Here is a 16926-nt window from a genome sequence, read left to right as displayed (position 1 = left end):
CCGCAATATCGATTTCCCCGTTTTCAACAGCATCCATGCATTCCGGGATGGTAGCAAAGTCTGCTTTTTCTTCTTCGTTAAAAAGTGAGTCTACTGCAATTTTTGTAAATGTTCCTTTTGGTCCTAAGTATCCTACTTTCTTTGTCAATCTGCTTCCCCCTCTTCTATGCACCCGAACTTAATATTTCCACTTTGTCGACAAAATCAAGCCGTTTCAATTGTTGGATCAACGTTTCTATTTGGACGGTCATGGCAGAAGTATTCAATGACAGTGTCACATTTGCCTTTCCCTGGAGCGGAATCGTCTGATGAATGGTCAAAATATTTCCGCCTGCTTTGGCCACCGTTTCCAACAAATTTGATAGAGTCCCGGCCCTGTCTTCCAAGTGAAAAAACAAGGTGATCATCCGTTCCTTTACCATTGCCTGAAAAGGAAACACGGCATCCCGGTATTTATAAAATGCACTTCTCGACAAATCCACCTGTTTGACTGCCTCGAATACAGATTCCACCTTGCCACGCTCAATCAACGCTTTCGCTTCAATTGTTTTTTTCATAGCGTCCGGAAGAATATCCTGTCGAACCAGATAAAATTTTTCCTCTTTCTCAGCCATTTGTTTATTCCCCTTTTCACCCATTAGAAAAGCAAAAATCAAAACACAAAAGATAGCCGACTCAGCTAAAACTTTCAGCTGTATAGCTTCGTTCGACTACCTCTATTTCTTTACTTAAAGCTGTTCCGGCAGGATGATTTCATTGCAAAAGTCAGCCCGCCAGTACCTTATTCAATGAATTCGAATTCGTAATCGAGCAGGCGTACCGTATCGCCATCTTCCGCTCCATGTTTGCGGAGAGCCTCATCGATCCCCATCCCTCGCAATTGGCGGGAGAATCTGCGAACGGACTCATCCCTGTTAAAGTCGGTCATGCGGAATAGTTTTTCGATCCGTTCACCGGATAGAACGAACGCACCATCTGGATCGCGGGTAATTTGAAAACCTTCCTGTTCCGGTTCATACTTATAAACAACCCGTTCTTCTTTCTCCTCAATCGGAGTACTTTCTTTCGGAATCGTATCGAGTAAATCGGCAACGGCGAATAGAAGCTCCCGTACCCCTTCTCTCGTTACTGTTGAAATCGGGTAGATCTGGTGGTTGTCTGCCAATTTCGCTTTGAATTCTCTTAAATGATCTTCTGCTCCGGGCATGTCCATTTTATTGGCGACGATAATTTGCGGCCGATTTTCAAGGGCCAGATCGTATTCCTTCAACTCTTTATTGATGGCCAGATAATCCTGATACGGATCCCTACCTTCACTGGCTGCCATGTCGATGACGTGGATTATCACTCGCGTTCTTTCTACATGGCGCAGAAACTGATGGCCTAACCCCACTCCCTCATGGGCACCTTCAATCAGTCCGGGCAAATCCGCCATAACAAAGCTTCGCTGGTCCGTCGTTTCCACTACCCCAAGGTTTGGGGATAATGTTGTAAAATGATAATCGGCGATTTTCGGTTTGGCAGCACTGACAACCGATAATAAGGTTGACTTTCCTACGCTCGGAAATCCGACCAGACCAGCATCGGCGATCAATTTCAATTCAATTTGAATATAGCGCTCACGACCAGGTTCCCCGTTCTCGGCTAATTCCGGTGCCGGATTTCTTGCAGTGGCAAATCGGATGTTTCCACGTCCGCCGCGACCGCCTTGAGCAATCACTGCACGTTGCTTATGTTCGACCAGGTCGGCAATGACCTGACCGGTATCGTCGTCCCTGACCGTTGTTCCCGGTGGTACTGCTAATACTAAGTGCTCTGCATTTTTACCATGCTGTCCCTTGCTCATACCATTTTCACCGCGTTTTGCTTTGAAGTGTTTTTGATAACGGAAGTCCATGAGCGTGTTCAAGCCTTCGTCCACCTCAAATACAACATCTCCGCCATTGCCACCATCTCCACCAGCAGGTCCGCCCATCGGAACATATTTTTCTCTACGGAAAGCGACCAGGCCATTTCCTCCGTCACCTGCTTTTACATACACTTTCACTTGATCGACAAACATAGTTGATCACCTCTTCAGCTGCACACCCATTTGACTGTACATTTATTTTTTTCTGCTTCTGACATCGATACGATAAACCGTTCATCCAGTTCGGAAAGCTCCTCGTACATCTTCCCCGGCTCATCAAACACCCCGGAAAATTCCAAAAACACAACCAATTGATCTGTTTCATCTGAGTGTAGTGTAAACTTCCCATCATACATTTCCATATTATTTGTGTACCGGCCGATGACCTTTACAAGGCTATTCAACCGGGAGACTATCTCTTCATCATATATAGAATACCCCTGGGAATCCAGTGAAATGTCGTAATCCAGCCGGAAATTGATGTGATGCCAGTTAAAACTTATCACCCATAAAGCTGTTTGCGGCAAACCAGCGCTGGCAATGCGCCGTTCCTTTTCCATTTCAGCGCTTACTTGGTTAACTTTCTCCTTCACTTTCTCCAGTTTGCCCATAGAAGCATAACCGCCAATCAGCTGCATCGTATTCATCCAGTCATGTCGATAATGACTTAATAACTCTACAACTTTTTCAGGTTCCATTTTGTTATCCGCCCCCTACTTCGTTATCAAAATTATAGCAAAAAAGCTAGAGAACGGAAACATCGGTACTTCTTCCAGCGTATGTACAGGCATAAAAAAAGACCCTAGCCTCTAGGGTTAGGGTCTTTTATGCATTAAGCTTCTTGAACTTCCGGATACACGCTCACTTTTTTGCGATCGCGTCCTACACGTTCAAACTTAACAATACCGTCAGCTTTAGCGAACAACGTATCGTCTCCGCCGCGTCCAACGTTAGCGCCTGGGTAGATTTTAGTTCCACGTTGGCGGTAAAGAATGGATCCACCGGTTACGAATTGTCCGTCTGCACGTTTAGCACCAAGACGTTTCGATTCGGAATCACGGCCGTTCTTCGTACTACCTTGACCTTTTTTCTGAGAGAAAAACTGTAGATTAAGACGTAGCATTTGGTTTGCACCTCCTTATTTTTCAGAGATGGTAATATATTTCCCATAGTCTCTTGCTATGGCTTTCAAGGATACCATCATACCCTCAAGCAGTAAATATGCTTTCGTTTTGGTTTCATCTGTTAAATTATCAGGCAGTTCCATCCGTAAATAACCGCCTTCTTCGCCAGCCTGTTCAATGATTGGTTCCATTTCACAAAGGCGGATAACGGCATTTACAGATCCGAAAGAAACTGCTGAAACTCCAGCGCAGACCAAGTCATAGCCTTCTGATACACTATCAGCATGACCGCTTAATTCAAACGCATGGATATTTCCATGTTTACGGTACACAGTCACCTTTATCATCTTATCAAACCTTATGCATTGATTTGATCAATGGTTAGTTTGGTATAAGGCTGACGATGACCTTGTTTACGATGGTAGTTCTTTTTCGGCTTGTATTTGAAGACAGTTACTTTTTTGCCACGGCCTTGTTTTTCAACCTTAGCAGTTACAGTAGCACCATCTACATATGGAGCTCCGACTTTCACATCGTCACCGCCGACTACAAGTACTTTGTCAAAAGTGACAGTAGAACCAGTTTCACCTTCTACTTTTTCAACGTAGATAGCTTGGCCTTCTTCTACTTTTACTTGCTTACCACCAGTTTCAATAATTGCGTACATACTTCTGCACCTCCTCGTTAGACTAAGACTCGCCATTCAGGTGTCAACGAGGTTGACTTATCGACCTGTTCTGAGCGGTTGTAGCATCGGGTGCTACGATGAATAACATACTGATGTTACCATAGTTTAAAAAAGTTTGTCAATACTTTCAGCCGGTTTCCTGTCGAGATATGCAACTGCTTGCTCTAAGCTGCCGGCAAACCCGATCCGATAGCCTGCAGGCTGGTTGTTGTCAGTAACCGTGTATAACGTATTGCCTAATTTCTTCGATAGTGACGGCAACGAAACCAACTGTGGAAATAGGTTCAATAAGGCAGGGGCAGCCAGAACTACAACTGCCTCCGCCCCCTTAGCAGCAGCATCTTGAAGATCTCTTTCCAACATATAGGCATAGGTGGAAACAGAAAAGGATTGTTCGCTAGCTTGGTTTTCCTGGAGCAGATAAGAAAGCGAATAGGACTCCCTTTTCCTTGATAACTCCAATAGGCCGAGCTTCGTAAATCCATATATTTCGGTCCTAATTGGATCATCTGCCAATTGCTGCCGAAAGTGATGGATAAGGTGGGTCCGGTCTTCTTCTGTATCCATGTTGATGAAGTCCACGATAATAATTCCCGCAATGTTCCGGAGGCGGAGTTGCCTTGCGATTTCCTCAGCAGCTATCTTGTTTGCTTTTAAAGTTGTATGCTGTTTGCTGTTTCTGCCCGTAAAAGAAGCGGAATTGACATCGATTGCCGTCAATGCTTCCGTACGGTCAATAAACAACTCCACTCCTTTATCCAGCTTGACGCGTCTTTGAGTGATATGTTCGAGCAGTTGATTGACAGAAAAGGGCAGCTCCTTTGCCAGCTTATTCTTCCATTTCGTTTTTTCGGCCAGAAAAGGAAAATCCTCTCTAATCCTTCGTGCCAAATCCACACTGTCTGTCACCACTGCGCTGACTTTATCCGGAGTGAAGTTACGAAGCAATCGATTAGGAATCAATCTGTCTTCGAATAAACAGGCGGGAGTTTTGGTGGATGCCGCTTTACTGGAAATCTCAATCCATTGCTGGCGTAACCGGTTCAATTCAGCAGCAACCAATGTGTAATCTGTATTCGCTGCGCTGGTGCGGACGATCACTCCCTCCCCTTCTTCGAGAATGGAGCCCAATTTTTCTCTCCATTCACTGCGGTATGGTTCATCCATTTTCTTTGATACTGCCACATAACCTCCAAATGGCAGATAGATAACCGAAACTCCCGGAAGAGTGATATTGGCAGTAAGCTTTGCCCCTTTATTGTCGTATGCTGCCTTTTGGACTTGAACGAATAACCGCTGCCCCTGTGTAATCAAGTTTTCCAATTTCCGTTCCGGATTCCTGCGAGATTCAGGCAGTTCTTTTTTGGGCAAAAATCCTGGTTTCGCTGAGCCGTATTCGATAAAAGCTGCCTGTAATCCCTTTTCTATTTTGGAAACCTGTGCCTGATAAATATTCCCGACCTGGTCTTCCCATCCGGGACGATCGACAACTAGTTCTTTGATTTCTACAGCATTCTCGATGAGTCCGACTTTTTCCGTTGAATCCCCAAGTATATTTATCGTTAACAATGTTTTTTTCATCCTCACTTGGTGCGGTTAACCAATTCTCCTGCACTTAGCTGGTGTTGTCTTCCTTTAAAGTAAGCATGCAGGCATGTTTTTTCTTCAAGCAAGCCTGAAATCCCAGCGGATTGCCTGACATAAACAGGGTGATGTTGCCCGCGCTTAAATTGAAAAAACACTTGAAGCAGCCTTGTATCGGGATTTACGATAAGCGGCCGGATCTTTGTTTTTTCAGGAGTTGTTTTTAAGTAACGTTTAAGCAGGAACCGCAAAAATATATAATAACGCTGTTTCCATTCTAATCGATTTTCCCACAGGATAAAAGCTGCCAGCATGAGGGCGCTCAGCGTAAAGGGAAAGAATAGGAGAAAAGAGACAGCTGCCACCAGGGAAAACACGATCGAACCAACAATGGTCATCGTATGAGCCTGTTTATATGGTAAAAAATTAGATAATAACAAAAACGTCATTTTCCCGCCATCTAACGGCCAGATCGGCAGCAGGTTAAATGCTAGAATCGTCGTGTTGTATAATAATCCTATTTCAATGAGGGATGCAGGGACGAATGAATATCCCGTACAAATGAACAATAAAGCGTATATCCAGAGATGCTGAAGCGGGCCTGCAGCTACAATCCATGCTTCCTCCTTCATTGGCTTGGTGCTGTGTTCTTCTGTTTCCATCACACCGCCAAACACCCAAAGATTGATTTTCCTAATCCGCCAGCCATACCGCTTCGCCGCAAAGTAATGGCCGAGTTCATGGACAATGACGATAAAAAAAATAATCAGAAACTCTGCGAGTGTACCAGTCAGAATGGCTGTTAAAGCAAAAAGCCATAAGATTGGGTGAATGTGAAGTTGAAGCTTCATGTTATGGCTGCTCGTCAACTTGCATCACCTGAACAGGGTCAAGATACTGGTTGTTTTTTTGTATCGCAAAATAAATGTCCTGCTTTTCTCCTTCACTTGGATCAAATTGTCCGATTACATGATTATCCCCAATAAATTGATACTGATAGACATCAATGTCGGTCAAGTATCCATAAATACTTTTACTTCGGTCCGCGTGCTGTACAATGACGGTTTTGCCGGTATCCGATTTATTACCTGCAAATATGACGGTTCCGTCTTTAACAGCCACTACTTTCGATTTTTCGTTGGCAGCTATTCTTATTGCCTCGCCATTTGTTTGAAACGACTGGCTCACTGTACCGTTTACCGGCAGAACTGCTGGCAGCTCTTCCGTTTCCTGCGTCGGCACCATCGCCAATGGACTGCCGAATTTATCCTGATACCAGGCGTTCACAGAAGCAAACGGAAACTCCTCTGAAAAGGCCTGGGTTGTCCACTTTTTAGGTTGTTCTACCCAGCCGGCATCCAGCTGGTGTATCAAGGAAACACCAAAAAACAGTACACCTGCCGATATTCCTTTCATGATGAATGCGGCAGCGAAACTGTCTTTTCTCGGGCTTGTCCCATGCGGTGATGTAAAGGGGGGCAAGTATCCGTGTTTTTCTTCCTCGTGTGGAAATGAAGTCGTTAATTGTTTATCCGGAACCGAGTGGTTTAACGGATGTTCTCTTTTTCTTTTGGCAATATTTTTTCGAATTTGCCTGACATCTTTTTTCATGTGCTTCACTTTCCTTTACCGGGATTTGTACAAGTCTATGAAGCAAATGGAATAGATATACCTCTCCCATTACCAAACCCCTTTCCGGCTACCACCCAGCATCTCGCAAACAGGATAGACTGCAGTAAGCCCAGCTGGATATTAGCTCGAGGAACTCACCAGCCGAAAGCATATGTGGCAAGGCGTGAACAAATGAATGGAGGGGGATTGAGCGTGGTAATGGTGGATTGTCTTTTCAAAGATTCACGGCTCCCAAGCTTGATTGGAAGTATCCACAAAAAAATCTCTCAGCCTGCCTTCCAGCTGAGAGATTGATAATGTAGCAGTTAAGAGCGCATACCCAAGAATTTCTTCATTTTGGCAAACACGCCTTTTTCTTCTTCGAGTGACAAAAGGGGTACCGTCTCTCCCAAAATCCGCCGTGCTATATTTCGATATGCCATGGACGCTTTTGTATTCGGGTGAAAAGCAACAGGCTCGCCATGATTGGAAGCTTTAATCACTTCATCATCATCCGCAACGATCCCAAGCAATTCAATCGAAAGAATTTGAACGATTTCATCCACCTCAAGCATATCACCATTTTTAACCATATGGTTACGGATTCGGTTGACGATCAGATGGGGCGGCTCCACTCTTTCTTCTTTTTCCAATAAACCGATAATACGGTCTGCATCGCGCACGCTGGATTTTTCAGGGGTTGTAACCACAATCGCCTTATCCGCACCCGCAACTGCATTTTTATAGCCCTGTTCGATTCCCGCCGGGCAATCTATCAGAATATAATCGTATTCCTGTTTCAACTCAGAGACAATCGCTTCCATTCCTTCGGGAGTCAGATCCGATTTATCACTTGTCTGGGCAGCAGGAAGCAGATACAGACAATCAAAGCGTTTATCTTTTATCAATGCCTGTTTCAGTTTACAGCGTTTTTGAATGACATCGACGATATCATAAATAATCCGGTTTTCGAGCCCCATGATAACATCTAAATTGCGGAGACCGATGTCCGTGTCAATCAGACAGACTTTTTTCTCCATCAACGCGAGCGCTGTACCTATGTTGGCCGTTGTGGTTGTTTTACCAACACCGCCCTTACCTGAAGTAATTACGATTGCTTCACCCATGAATCATTCTCCTTTCAAACCCGTTTATATCAGGTCGTTTACGTGCAAGAATTTGGAGACGGTCAATGATGATTTTTTCTTTCTCATGGTCAATGATCCCGCATTCCATATAAACGCCTTCTGTTTCGTAATCCGGGGAACGGCTGATGTAATCAGCTATCCGAAGCTGGGAGGGTTTCATGTATGCAGCTGCAATCACCGCTTCACGATTATTGGGAACACCTGCATGAGCGATTCCCCGTAAATTCCCCATGACAAAAATGTTGCCGCTGGCCATGATTTTCCCGCCAGGGTTAACATCACCAATCAATAACATGTCGCCCTGGACCTCGACTACTTGTCCTGACCGAACGACTTTGTTGATCACCTTTACTTCACTATCTTCAAGCCAATCTAGCGCCTGTTTTTTGGGAATAACATTTGATTCAATCGCTTGAACGACCAATTTATTTTTACTGCGGATTAATTCGCGCAGTTGTTCTTCCTGTTTTTCATGCAAATAACGATTACCGAGCTGGATGGTCACGGTGATCATCGGTTCGTCCTCTGTCACATGGTTAGTGGACAGGGTTGCTTCCAATTCGGTCAGCATTTCATTGAAAGAGCATGAATCATCAACATACAGGGTAAGACCATCCCGAGTTCCTTTAATCGTTATTAGTTGCTTGCTGCCTGCCACGATCATTCACCTCAAACCTTATTATTAATAAATTTTCCTGAAGATGCATATCCGCTTACAGCTTTCCGGAATTGCTGAAACGTTCGGCTGACCACTTGATTAGTTTTGATTTGGTCAATGGATAGATAATAATCAAAAACAACATATTGGCAAACAGGGTAGGAACTAGGCGGATGAAGAAGAATTCCTTCCATGGCAGTTCGGTCAATCCGATAAACGAATATACGATGTAGACACCTGTATCTGCAAGAGCGACTGCCAGTGCGGATAGCACCATTGCCACCAGGAAATTGGTATGCAGTAGCTTTTTCAATCCATGGATTGCATAAACGACTAAAGGATAGATAAACATATAAACGCCTAATACACTTGTATAAACAATATCTATCATTAAACCGAATACGATAGCATACAACACTGAAACATATGTATTTTCCAAGTCGTAAAAAATACTGATCAAAACCGAATAAAGCAGCACCCAATGAGCGGCAATCATCCAGCGCCCAGTGACCAGACTGTTCGGCAGGAAGTCAACGGCCACCCCTTCCAGGACAAGCAGAAATAAAAGAAAAAGAGGAAGATAGAATCTTGCCATTATTCTTCCCCCTCCAGCTGGTTTCCTTCGGCCGCATTCACTACGATAACATGGTCCATGTTATCTACATCAGCCGCTGGAGTTACGTAAGCCATTTGGGTAAGGCCGTACTTATCCGGTGTTACTTCCTCTACTGTCCCTATCTCAAGTCCGCGTATAAATACTCCACCCATGCCGGAAGAAACGACTAGCGCCCCTTCTTCAATCTCAGAGTCATAGGAATTAAGCTTTAACATAAGGGCTTCTTTTTCTTCATCATAACCGATGATAAAACCAGACTCGTCCTTGTGGTCCTCCTGGGAAACCGTTACAGAGATCCGGTTGGAACCGTCAAACCCTCTAAGCAGCTGTACAGTGGAGGAAAACTCGGCGGCAGATTTGATTTTTCCTACCATCCCTTGTCCGGTGATGACCGCCATGTTTTTTTTGACGCCATCCTGTTCCCCTTTATTGATTGTAACTTCCTTGAAAAAAGGTTCAGGACTTTGACTTCTAACGGAAGCCTGAATCGGTTCGAATTCTGAGATAGACTCTGTTTTGTCAAGAATCTGCCTTAGTTCCTCATTATCCTGTTTCAGTTCCTGTATTTCATAGAGCAGTGACTTATTATCTGCCAACCGCTCTTTCAAAAGCTGATTTTCTTCATACGTGTGTTTGATTTCATCAATGTTGGCAAAAATATTGCTGGTAAATTGAGCCGGACGGTGGACAATTCCTTGAAGCCACCCAACCGAATCCTTCAAGAATTCCTCGCCGACTGTCAAATTGGCCCGGTCGCGTAAAGAAAAACCGATCAGAACCACAAGCACAATAAAACCAATCAGAATGATAAACAAACGGGTTCTTCTAAAAAAAGACATCAATTAACACCTACTTATTTCATCGAGGATCGACTGGATACGTTTGGTTGGGAAGTAAAATGATGAATGTATTCCAGGGCCTTTCCTGTACCAATAGCGACACTGTCCAAAGGTTCTTCTGCTACAAAGACCGGCATTTTGGTTTCCTCACTGATGACGTCATCAAGCCCTTTTAACAGAGCACCCCCACCGGACAGGACAATCCCCCGATCCATGATATCAGCTGCTAGTTCAGGAGGTGTTTTTTCCAGTGTGTTTTTTACTGCTTCAACAATTGAAGACACCGTATCCTGCAAGGACAAGGAAATTTCATCCGATGTAATGGTGATGGTTTTTGGCAAACCTGTCAACAAATCCCTGCCACGGATGTCCATTTCTTCTGTATCAGACGGACGGCCGGCAGAACCGATATCCATTTTGATTGATTCTGCGGAACGTTCGCCGATCATCAAGTTGTACTGTTTGCGAATATATTGAATGATGGCGTCATCCATATCATCTCCGGCAGTTCTAATAGATTGACTTGTTACGATCCCGCCAAGTGAAATGATGGCCACTTCTGTGGTGCCTCCGCCGATATCGACAATCATGCTTCCAGTAGGCTCCCATACTGGCAGGCCAGCCCCAATCGCAGCAGCAAAAGGCTCTGCAATCGGAAAAGCATCCTTTGCTCCAGCTTGTTTGGTAGCATCAATGACTGCTCTTTCCTCCACCATGGTAATGCCAGAAGGCACGCACACCATAACATTCGGTTTCCGAGCGAAAGCTGAGCGGGTCTTTTGCGCCTTTTTAATATAATATTTCATCATGACAGCGGTCGTATCATAGTCTGCGATAACCCCGTCTTTCATTGGACGGATAACGGAAATATTACCTGGTGTCCGTCCAATCATATTTCGTGCCGAGCTTCCCACAGCTTCTATATCACCTGTTGCTGTATTTTTAGCTACAACGGAAGGTTCCCGTACAACTACGCCCTTCCCTTTGACGAATACAAGTGTATTTGCCGTCCCCAAATCTATACCCAAGTCTTGTGATAAACTGAATCTTCCCAAAAAACTCTCCCTTTCCAACACATCTCTTAATCATGTCATTTCATTTGTTTGTATGTTTTACTATATCGATTACCGACATAACTTGCAATTAATCCCATTGCAGTTTGTTAGGCGGTCTTAAATAGCAACAGGCACACAGACTGTTGCATGAGAAGAAGCGCCAAACCCGGGAATTATTCCTGAGCATGGCGCTGACTGTATCATCCGCCTATATAATTATACGAAAAAAATTAAAAAATAGATAGTGTTACAGATAGCCTTTTTCTTTCAAAGAGACAAATTTACGATCACCGATCACTAAATGGTCTAAAAGTTCGATGCCGATCATCTTGCCACATTCGGACAATCGCTTGGTAACCTGGATATCTTCCTGGGAAGGAGAGGGGTCTCCGGATGGATGGTTGTGCGCACAGATAATAGAAGCAGCAGAGCGTTTGACCGCTTCGCGGAATACTTCTCTCGGATGGACGATTGATGCATTCAGGCTTCCGATGAAGATAGTCTGCCGATGGAGAATTTGATTTTTAGTGTTTAGAAACAAACAAACGAAGTGTTCCTGGTTCAGGCTTCTCATTTCTTCCATAATGTATTCTGCCCCGTCTTCAGGACTGCGAATGACGTAGCGTTCATCCGGCCGGAAACGATGAAGGCGTTTGCCAAATTCGATGGCAGCGAGTATCAATACACCTTTGGCAGTACCAATGCCCTTGATCGCAGTCAACTCTTCAATCGTGGCATCTTTTAGCAGATTAAGCCCTTCGAAATGCATGAAGACTCTTTGGGAAAGCGTGGTGACTGGCTCATCTTTCGTACCTGTACCGAGTAATATCGCTAATAAATCCTGATTCGACAAGGAAGCAGGTCCTGACTCAATGAGCCGTTCCCTTGGCCTGTCCCGCTTTGGGACTTGTTTCAACGTAATATCCGCATGAACCATAGCATTATCATCCCCCTTTTCAGTAGTCCCAATTACCCGGACACAGATGGGACAATACCGAAGTGTTCAAGCTCTCGAACCAGTTTTGCCAGCGGAAGCCCTACCACATTGAAATAATCACCGTGGATTTCCTTTACTAAGATTGCCCCTCTTCCCTGGATCCCGTAACCGCCTGCCTTGTCAAAAGGTTCCCCGGTATCAATATAAGCATTCAACTGTTTATCGCTCATTTCCCAAAAGGTAACCTTGGTTGCAACGGAAAAAACCCGGGAATCTTGATGAGAACGAAGCGACACACCTGTATGGACATGGTGAGTACCCCCGTTAAGTGCGGACAGCATGGCATATGCCTCTTCCCTGCTTTCAGGTTTTGTAAGTATACGACCGTGCTGACTGACAACAGTATCCGCACTAAGTACAATCTCCCCTTCTGCCGGGGATTGTACTTCCCCTTTCATAATGGCCAATTTTTCCACTAATTGACGGGCATCTGCAGAAGTGACCGATCGTTCATCCACATCGGGAACTTGGACAGTAAACGGCAGACCCGCCTGCTCGAGTAATTCTTTTCTTCGCGGTGATCCGGAGGCTAAAATAAGCTGCAAGACTGATTGTCCTTTCCGTAAGGTATTTGAGTAAGTTCATTGTAACCGAGAAATTCTCGTTCATTCAACTGATTAAAATACGTATTCGCTACGTTTTTCCTTCACGAAAAAGAGAATTCGTCACCACTTTTTCACGAATTAGCAGGAACAGGACAGGCTAAATGCCTATTTTATATAGTTGGATTGTTTACTGTTCTGTTGCCTTTTTCCATAAAGAAAGCAATGCAATTCGTCCTTCCTTGGGTGAAAGGTCGCTGGCATCTGCGGCCATCTTTTCAGCCTGATCGTGCAGCTGTACCAACGGTTCAGAAGCATCTTCCGGAAGAAGCTTGAGCCAATCGTTCCATTCTGTTGCTTTTATCTCCCCTGTACTCACGCTTTTCTGCCAAAGTATCGTAAATTGCTGCAGCCACTCTGCCTGCCCTTCCGCCAAGTTCTTTCCGACTGTTTCCGCTTGCCAAGGCTTAACATACGTTTCCAGTTCCTTCTCTGTCATAGCGGATGCGATTTTTTTAGCAGCGGCCTCTGTATCCGCTACCCCGGCAAAGAGATAAAACTGTCCATCACGCTCCCAAATCATCGACGGAAAACCGGCGTCTGTGAAGTTTTTTTGCCATGCTTCCGCTTTGTCATTGGATGAAAACACTCCTCCTTGCACTACAAAAGCTGTCATTCCATTCTGGCCGGTTTCAGCAGATGAATCTTGTTCTGCACCTGCACTAGGATTATCGTTTTGTGAACTTGTGTAAGAGGAAGGAACTGCTTGCGGATCACCTGATTCATCTATGCCAGCAAACATACGAAGCATAATGAAGCCCAAGGTCAGTCCTATCATTAAAGCGGAAATCGCCGCAAAGATAAACACCTTAAATATGCGAGGCACCTTTTTGTTGACGGATGTTTTCCTTTGATACCACTCGCTTGTTCCGTCTTCTATCGGGCTGTTGAAAAGCGGACTAGACGAGCCTTGCAAGTTTTTTTCTAAAGCAGCTGCCTGTTCGTTAACTGTCTTGTCACTTGCTTCCGGGTGATCATGCTGCTTGGCGTTGACAGGTTTCCTTTTGTTGTCATTGATTCGCACGGTAATCGGTTTATGTTTGTCCACTCCATTTCCCCGTTTCTACTAGAATTTCTTTCAACTCTAGCACACGAAAAGTAAAAAGTAAGAGGAGAATTGTCTAAGACAACTCTCCTCTTTTCAACAAAGGTTTCGTGTTTCCCTTATTTTCCGTCATCATTTTTAAATGGATTGGTTTTAGGCTTTGCCGAAGGGTAGACATGCTCCCTTCTTTCTTCAAGCAGACTGTCCAGATCAGGCGCATAATAAGAAGTGAGATGGACAGTAAATGTTAAACCGCTATTTTCCGTCATGATTTCCAGTCGGCCGACACGCAAAAGACGTTCGTTGCTTTCTAGGAAACGGAGGAAACGATCAACTTCTTCAAACTGCTCTGCTTCTCCTTGCAATTCATAGGCATAATGATCAATTTCCGCCAACGAGACTGGCTCCTCTTGTTCACTGGCATTTTCTTCGTTCTCTTGTATTTCGTTAAATTCCATAATGGAAATACCAGCCATTTCCGCTGTTTCTTCGATCATCAACAGCAGCTGATCGATTTCTTTGTCAACCGGAAGCTTCAATTGCAACTCTCCAGAACCGGATGGGGCGTCCGTTTGATCATCTCGCGTATCTATCCGCTTCATCACCTGTTCCTGAATTTCTATCTCTTCTTTCAGCTTGTCAACTTTCGACTTTACCGGAGCGACATAATAATGATTCCCCAGCAGATAAAAGCCTCCTGCAACAATACATAAACAGAGGACAACGGATAAGAGATGGGAACGACGGTCAATTCTCATCGCCCATCACCTCCTTGAATACCTGTCCATCCACCTGTAATCGATAACTAGATTGATAGATTTTACCGTTTGCGGTTTCATTTGAATAGATAGTATCAATGGCGACATTTTGTATGTAAGGCTGGTTCGTCAATGCGTCCGAAAAAGCTGCTGCTTCGGAAAGCGAATCCACTTCCATAACCAGTTCGACGCCTTCCATTTGATCAAATTGAAAGCTTGAAAGGTAACCTGATTCCGGTAAGAGGTCTCCGATTTCTTCCAGCAAATCTGTTGTCGAAAACAGAGCGGTTTCCACTGTCTTCACTCGCTCTTCCAATTCATTCCGATCCCGAAGCCGTTTTTGATTGGCAGTTTGATCGCTAAGCTCGACATTATTTGCGTTCCATTGCTCCTGCATATCTTCCACCTGGTTTTCAAGGTATGTGCGCTTGCAATAGAGCAAGCCGATAGAAATAAACAGAAGAATTAGCAGGATGACAGCAGTAACAGGAATGAGGCGATTCTTTTTTTCTTGTGCGATAAAGTTGATTTCAACTGTCATCCGGGTTCCCACCTTGCATTTTCATTACTTTTTGATAGAAAGGCCCAATACATCAGCAAATTTAGCCGGAACTTGGATTTCTTCTTCCAATTCCTTGATAATCAAGACGGACATTTTATAATTTTCCTTCAAATAGTTTTCCACTTTGCTCAAAAAAGGAAAATCTCCACAAAGCAACAGCTTGTTGATCTGCTTTTCCCCATCCATTACCGAATACTGGTAAAAGTCCAAAAACCTCTCCAGCATTGTCAATTGTGCATCAATCGATTCATTAAGTTCCGCTTCGCTTCCCTGCCAGGTTACTTCTTCTGCTTCAGGACTGAACTCCCAAGCGTCCTGTGTAAGAATCGATTTGACTTGCCGGGTGAAAACGGGTTTGTTTTCATTGAAAGCAGTCAACACCGCTGCATCTCTTCCCCATTGTGCAAGCAGCAAATGTTCGCCTTCTTCTGCATAGCCAAGCTCATGATAAAGGCGATGTAACGATAAGGAGGATAAATCCGCCACAGTCGGCAGAAGGCCTGCTTGCTTAAAAGCATGAAGGTATTCATTTATCCGGTCTTTAGGATAAGCGAACAACAATATCTTTACTTGCTCATTTTCTTCACCAATGACAACAAAGTCGATTACCGGATTTGAAAACGGAAGACGGAGATTGTCTTCTAAATCCATGTTGATATAACTTTTTATTTCCTGCTTTTTCAGCTGTTTTGGAACAAAATGCTCCCTGATCGTTACAGAAGCGTCGGGTACACAGAAAGACGTTTTTCTATTTTTCCATTTTTTATTGGAAACGAGCATGCGCAAAGCTGCTGTAAAACCATCTAGGTCAGAAACTTTCCCGTCGACGATGATGCCGGATTCCAACTGGACCTCCCCATAGTCAACAATTCCTGAAAGTGTTGGCTGATTATTGACCATGTATCGAATCGCTCGATCTTTGATTATCAAATTGACTTGCTTCTTATTTTTCTGAAACATGATCCACCTACTTTAGAAAAAAGATGTAAAATACCAGTTGAATAGTTTGTCTCCATAAAAATAGACCGTAATACTGCCAAGTACAATAAATGGACCAAAAGGCACTGGATTTTTGCGCTCAATCAACTTGAAAGCAAGCAAAACAAGCGTAACCACCGCTCCATACACGGTTGATAAAAAAAATGCCAGCAAAACTTTTTTCCATCCCAGTACCAATCCCAGAACCCCAAACAGCTTCATATCGCCGCCGCCCATTCCTCCGCGACTTGCCAGTATGATCACTGCCAATAGGAAAAACCCTATGGCTGCCCCAAATAATGACGACCACCAAGGATCAAGCGGACTGATGATCCTGCCGACTATGAGCAAGGGCAAGAAAAATAACAGTACACGATCAGGTATTTCCATATATCGTATGTCTGATACCCATATAATAACGAGCAGCGAAACAAGCATAAGGGCAACCAGTAGTTCCGGTTGCAGCCCGACTTTCCAATAACTGAAAGCAAACAGCAGGCCGGTTCCCAATTCGGTCACTGGATATATCGGCGAAATGAGCCGCCTGCAGTGTCGGCACCGTCCCCTTTGAAACAGGTAAGAGAAAACCGGTATCAATTCATACCAGGCCAGAGAATGACGACATTTGGGACAGTAGGAACGATTCTCTGCCAACAGCTCCTGTTTTGGGACACGTAAACCGACAACATTGTAAAACGAGCCGAGAATTAAACCGAGGATAAAAAAATAACCGAGGTAAACGAATGACATAT

22 protein-coding genes and 1 other annotated feature are annotated in these 16926 nt (G+C 44.3%); all 22 genes read right to left on the bottom strand.

From position 1 onward, the window contains the following. A partial coding sequence (locus BN1067_RS20640; RefSeq protein WP_407701378.1) for a prephenate dehydratase domain-containing protein occupies positions 1-172 on the bottom strand: 172 nt, incomplete at its 3' end. Continuing rightward, positions 165-614, bottom strand: a complete 450-nt coding sequence (locus BN1067_RS11765; protein ID WP_053219039.1) for an ACT domain-containing protein — start codon at positions 612-614, stop codon at positions 165-167. The genes BN1067_RS20640 and BN1067_RS11765, both read right to left, overlap by 8 nt. A 167-nt stretch (positions 615-781) precedes the next feature. Then, positions 782-2062, bottom strand: coding sequence for a GTPase ObgE (gene obgE, locus BN1067_RS11760; RefSeq protein ID WP_053219038.1), 1281 nt, complete (start codon positions 2060-2062; stop codon positions 782-784). Between the two features lie 14 nt (positions 2063-2076). Then, positions 2077-2607, bottom strand: a complete 531-nt coding sequence (locus BN1067_RS11755; protein ID WP_053219037.1) for a Spo0B domain-containing protein — start codon at positions 2605-2607, stop codon at positions 2077-2079. A gap of 134 nt (positions 2608-2741) precedes the next feature. Continuing rightward, positions 2742-3032, bottom strand: coding sequence for a 50S ribosomal protein L27 (gene rpmA / locus BN1067_RS11750; protein WP_026569821.1), 291 nt, complete (start codon positions 3030-3032; stop codon positions 2742-2744). A 15-nt stretch (positions 3033-3047) separates the two neighbouring features. Continuing rightward, positions 3048-3380 (bottom strand): ribosomal-processing cysteine protease Prp, encoded by a 333-nt coding sequence (locus tag BN1067_RS11745; RefSeq protein WP_053219036.1) that lies wholly within the window; start codon positions 3378-3380, stop codon positions 3048-3050. Positions 3381-3391: 11 nt separating this feature from the next. After that, the gene (gene rplU, locus BN1067_RS11740; RefSeq protein WP_053219035.1) at positions 3392-3700 is read right to left on the bottom strand and encodes a 50S ribosomal protein L21; all 309 of its coding nucleotides are present in this window, start codon (positions 3698-3700) and stop codon (positions 3392-3394) included. Positions 3701-3715: 15 nt separating this feature from the next. Further along, positions 3716-3790 (bottom strand) — a sequence feature (ribosomal protein L21 leader region). A gap of 36 nt (positions 3791-3826) precedes the next feature. Further along, positions 3827-5290 carry a ribonuclease E/G gene (locus BN1067_RS11735; protein WP_199868523.1) on the bottom strand — a complete coding sequence of 488 codons (1464 nt, stop codon included), beginning with the start codon at positions 5288-5290 and terminating at the stop codon, positions 3827-3829. 14 nt (positions 5291-5304) lie between these two features. After that, complete coding sequence (locus BN1067_RS11730; RefSeq protein WP_199868522.1) at positions 5305-6156, bottom strand: M50 family metallopeptidase; 852 nt, start codon at positions 6154-6156, stop codon at positions 5305-5307. A gap of 1 nt (position 6157) precedes the next feature. After that, complete coding sequence (locus tag BN1067_RS11725; RefSeq protein WP_053219032.1) at positions 6158-6916, bottom strand: M23 family metallopeptidase; 759 nt, start codon at positions 6914-6916, stop codon at positions 6158-6160. A gap of 326 nt (positions 6917-7242) precedes the next feature. Beyond that, positions 7243-8043 carry a septum site-determining protein MinD gene (minD, locus tag BN1067_RS11720; RefSeq protein ID WP_053219031.1) on the bottom strand — a complete coding sequence of 267 codons (801 nt, stop codon included), beginning with the start codon at positions 8041-8043 and terminating at the stop codon, positions 7243-7245. Next, entirely contained in the window at positions 8036-8722 is a 687-nt protein-coding gene (gene minC / locus BN1067_RS11715) for a septum site-determining protein MinC (protein WP_110943470.1), read from the bottom strand. Before minC ends, minD begins: the two co-directional genes overlap by 8 nt. Before the next feature lie 55 nt (positions 8723-8777). Then, positions 8778-9317 carry a rod shape-determining protein MreD gene (gene mreD / locus BN1067_RS11710; protein WP_053219029.1) on the bottom strand — a complete coding sequence of 180 codons (540 nt, stop codon included), beginning with the start codon at positions 9315-9317 and terminating at the stop codon, positions 8778-8780. Beyond that, complete coding sequence (gene mreC, locus BN1067_RS11705) at positions 9317-10177, bottom strand: rod shape-determining protein MreC (protein WP_053219028.1); 861 nt, start codon at positions 10175-10177, stop codon at positions 9317-9319. The genes mreD and mreC overlap by 1 nt, the downstream gene beginning before the upstream one ends. 14 nt (positions 10178-10191) lie before the next feature. Then, positions 10192-11232: a rod shape-determining protein gene (locus BN1067_RS11700; protein WP_053219027.1), complete on the bottom strand. Its 1041-nt coding sequence runs from the start codon at positions 11230-11232 to the stop codon at positions 10192-10194. A 247-nt stretch (positions 11233-11479) separates the two neighbouring features. Then, positions 11480-12169 (bottom strand): RadC family protein, encoded by a 690-nt coding sequence (gene radC, locus BN1067_RS11695; protein WP_053219026.1) that lies wholly within the window; start codon positions 12167-12169, stop codon positions 11480-11482. 32 nt (positions 12170-12201) lie between these two features. Next, positions 12202-12774, bottom strand: a complete 573-nt coding sequence (locus tag BN1067_RS11690) for a Maf family protein (protein WP_053219025.1) — start codon at positions 12772-12774, stop codon at positions 12202-12204. A gap of 187 nt (positions 12775-12961) precedes the next feature. Next, a complete protein-coding gene (locus BN1067_RS11685) occupies positions 12962-13879 on the bottom strand; it encodes a hypothetical protein (RefSeq protein WP_053219024.1) in 918 nt (305 codons plus the stop codon). 116 nt (positions 13880-13995) lie between these two features. Then, positions 13996-14634, bottom strand: coding sequence for a type 4a pilus biogenesis protein PilO (pilO, locus tag BN1067_RS11680; RefSeq protein ID WP_053219023.1), 639 nt, complete (start codon positions 14632-14634; stop codon positions 13996-13998). Beyond that, positions 14624-15175, bottom strand: a complete 552-nt coding sequence (locus BN1067_RS11675) for a PilN domain-containing protein (RefSeq protein WP_053219022.1) — start codon at positions 15173-15175, stop codon at positions 14624-14626. Before BN1067_RS11675 ends, pilO begins: the two co-directional genes overlap by 11 nt. A gap of 24 nt (positions 15176-15199) precedes the next feature. Then, on the bottom strand, positions 15200-16156 hold the full coding sequence (pilM, locus tag BN1067_RS11670) for a type IV pilus biogenesis protein PilM (protein WP_053219021.1): 957 nt from the start codon (positions 16154-16156) through the stop codon (positions 15200-15202). 12 nt (positions 16157-16168) lie between these two features. Further along, positions 16169-16924: a prepilin peptidase gene (locus BN1067_RS11665; RefSeq protein ID WP_053219020.1), complete on the bottom strand. Its 756-nt coding sequence runs from the start codon at positions 16922-16924 to the stop codon at positions 16169-16171. Positions 16925-16926 lie beyond the last annotated feature (2 nt).

This window comes from Virgibacillus senegalensis, from assembly GCF_000821245.2.
GTDB lineage: Bacteria > Bacillota > Bacilli > Bacillales > Amphibacillaceae > Sediminibacillus > Sediminibacillus senegalensis.
The sequence above is the reverse complement of the archived record's forward strand: the minus strand, read 5'-3'. Positions and strand labels throughout refer to the sequence as shown.